This window comes from Methylomagnum sp., from assembly GCF_054333355.1.
In genome coordinates this window covers 1-2,716 of the sequence record NZ_JBTEKS010000498.1, presented here as the reverse complement: position 1 = coordinate 2,716, position 2,716 = coordinate 1, and the positions used below count along the sequence as shown (strand labels likewise).

Here is a 2,716-nt window from a genome sequence, read left to right as displayed (position 1 = left end):
CAAAGCCCGAGCCCAGAAAAACCACATCGGCTGCGCCATACTCGCTTGGCACGGCCTGACAAGGCTCGCCAGGAAACTCAGAACCAACATTTACGCCTTGAAAAACAACCTTCTCTCCGGGTATATGAGGGAGCAACTTAGGCGCCCGTCAATACCCTTGGCCTTCGCTTAATTTTCAAGCATGAACCACTGGGGTTCTGCGGAAGCTTCAAGTTTCTGCGTAAGTCCTAAACAAGTTCGTCCAAGCCAACTTTATCGACCTGCTAGCCACCGGTTTTGCGACATACGTTAGCTTCGGCGTGGGAAATAAGATCACGGCACTCACTTCCAATGCCAGCAGCCTTACCCAAAAGTTGCTGGGCAGCGCCGCCAATGCGGCGGGCGCTGGCCTCGCTTTTGAAACTTTATTAGAGACCGGGCTAAATGAGGTAAAGCGAGTTACCAACGGGGTATCTGACCAATCGAGCTTCTCGCTGCCACGTCTTCTGCTGTCGGGCGGATTTGGCGCGGTTCTGGGTGGCGCACTAGGTGCTATTGGCACGGCGTATGAGTTTGCGCCTTTAATGGTGCAACAACTTTTACAGGCTATGGGCGAAATGATCGGCTTGGAAATAGAGGACACCAAGCTGATGACGGTTATGGAGAATACGGAGGAGGCACCGGCGATGCCTGAGGTGGTTGAGGGGGAAGAGCCGCCCAGTTCCCTGATCCGTTCGGATGACAACACCTTTTCCATTAAGGGGCGGACGAAGATAACGATAATGAAGGGGGATATTGAACGGTTCGCTGTTATGACCCCGATACGAGGTTCGCTGACCTTATATGACGTGAGCAAATGGTATCAGACAGCCTGGAACCAAGCGGTTACCAAGCTAGATAAAACCTTGACCTTGGATGAGCAAATCAAATACGCCGAAGATTTTCAAAAACAATTTATAGACGGGGCCGTAGTGGGACTCCGCGACCAGAAGAAACTCGAAGAAATATTTCAAAATGAGTTCCGACGAGTCCCCGCCAAAATCGAGGCGGCTTTGCGGGCGGAACAACCTGATTTGACCGGAACCGCATTGAAGAGGAAGGTGCTGGAGAAATTAACGGCCCCAATCGATACACTGCCCTTCTACGAGCGGGCGTGCTTCGTCGCGGGCACGCCGGTTTGGACCGACAAAGGCTTGGTCCCCATCGAACAGATCAAGGTGGGGGATATGGTTCTATCGCAGCCCGAGATTGGAGCCGGGGTGCGGGCCTACAAGCGAGTTGTCAAGACCCACATTCATGAGGATAAGAATATCCGGGCAATAGAATACACAATACCTATAGATATTACAGGAAAAACATCTCAAGATTGTGATGAATATGTTCTTTTCGCCACCGATGATCATCCGTTTTGGGTGAAGAATCAGGGCTGGACAGCGGCTATTCATCTGGAAAGCGGGCAAGAACTGGAAATGGCGGGTGGCATTCGGGGTTTTGTCTGGGCAAACAAACGCATATTAACCACCGACAATTCTAGTATTGGGTTGGTTTATGACCATGATGCTTATGACAGCGAAAAACATTATTGCGTCGAATTCGATCAGCAGGGTCAAATAAATTATTTAAGTAAACAAGGGCATGAATGTACCGGCCATGGTTTCCGACACCGTGTTTACAACATTGAGGTTGAGGATTTCCATACCTATTTTGTTGGGGAGGAAGGCGTCTGGGTCCACAACTCAAATTGTGATGGGGCGGCGCTGATGATGGCAGAAACCGAAACGTCGAAGCTGCCGCCTGCTCAGATATATCTTTATTACTCGGAAGAAGAGCTTAAAAAAATATTGAATGTCGCTGATCCACCCAGTGATGTGTTTTACGTCGCACCAAGAGATGGCGCAAAAGATTTAAAGGAAGCTATTGAACTTGGAAAGAAAATAGATAAAGACGTACTTTTTGAAGACGAGGTAGAGGGTCGTTTAGTATTGAAAGGCGATCCTGGGATGCGTTTAGAATACGCCGTTCCATACGATAACACCATCAATGGACCTTTCGCAGAGGGCACCTCGCAACAAGGACTCAACTGGATTATGGTTGAAGGTCACCGCGAAGAGGATGGTTATCAGATATTTATTGATAGAAAGCTTTCACTGGGACCCGTCGGCGCTCCTTGGGGCATAACAGCCCGCGTAGGATGGGTAGAGCGGTAGCGAAACCCATCATGAGATATCGCGGAATCCCCGAATGGATGGGTTTCGGCTATCGCCTCTACCCATCCTACGGCCCTGTCCCCCGGCGGCAAGGTCCAAACGCAATGCAGGTGTTCGGGCAAGACGACCCAGGCGTCGACATGGAAGGGGTAGCGGTCACGCACGTTTCTCACGGTGACGCGCAACAAGTCGATTTCGCGCACCAACAAACGGTTGCCATGCCGTTGCAACAAGTTGACGGTGAAAAACCAAGTGCCGCCAGGCATGAAAGCACGCCGATAATTAGGCATATTCCGTTTTGAATGGGTTTGGATGGGCCGCAGTCGATCAAGATTCATGCGTCCGATTACGCTGCGCTAATCGGACCTACGCGGGCTTTTTAATCCCCCCTCACCCCAACCCTCTCCCAGGGGGAGAATGGGCAAGATGTTCAGTTTGTGGCTGAACGCAGTATAAGAAAACCGAGCGCTGTGACCGCTGGAGTCCGAACTTTAGTTTGGACGTTTTTCAACGGCTTAAGCCCTTGTCCA

General features: G+C 50.7%; 2 protein-coding genes. One reads left to right on the top strand and one right to left on the bottom strand.

Translation table 11 applies throughout. The features are described 5' to 3' along the window. Positions 1–299: 299 nt before the first annotated feature. Positions 300–2,186 (top strand): polymorphic toxin-type HINT domain-containing protein, encoded by a 1,887-nt coding sequence (locus ACXWUF_RS21630; RefSeq protein ID WP_458503404.1) that lies wholly within the window; start codon positions 300–302, stop codon positions 2,184–2,186. Here the strand turns inward: ACXWUF_RS21630 and ACXWUF_RS21625 are convergent. Then, positions 2,099–2,452, bottom strand: a complete 354-nt coding sequence (locus tag ACXWUF_RS21625; protein WP_458503405.1) for a hypothetical protein — start codon at positions 2,450–2,452, stop codon at positions 2,099–2,101. The genes ACXWUF_RS21630 and ACXWUF_RS21625 overlap by 88 nt on opposite strands. Positions 2,453–2,716 lie beyond the last annotated feature (264 nt).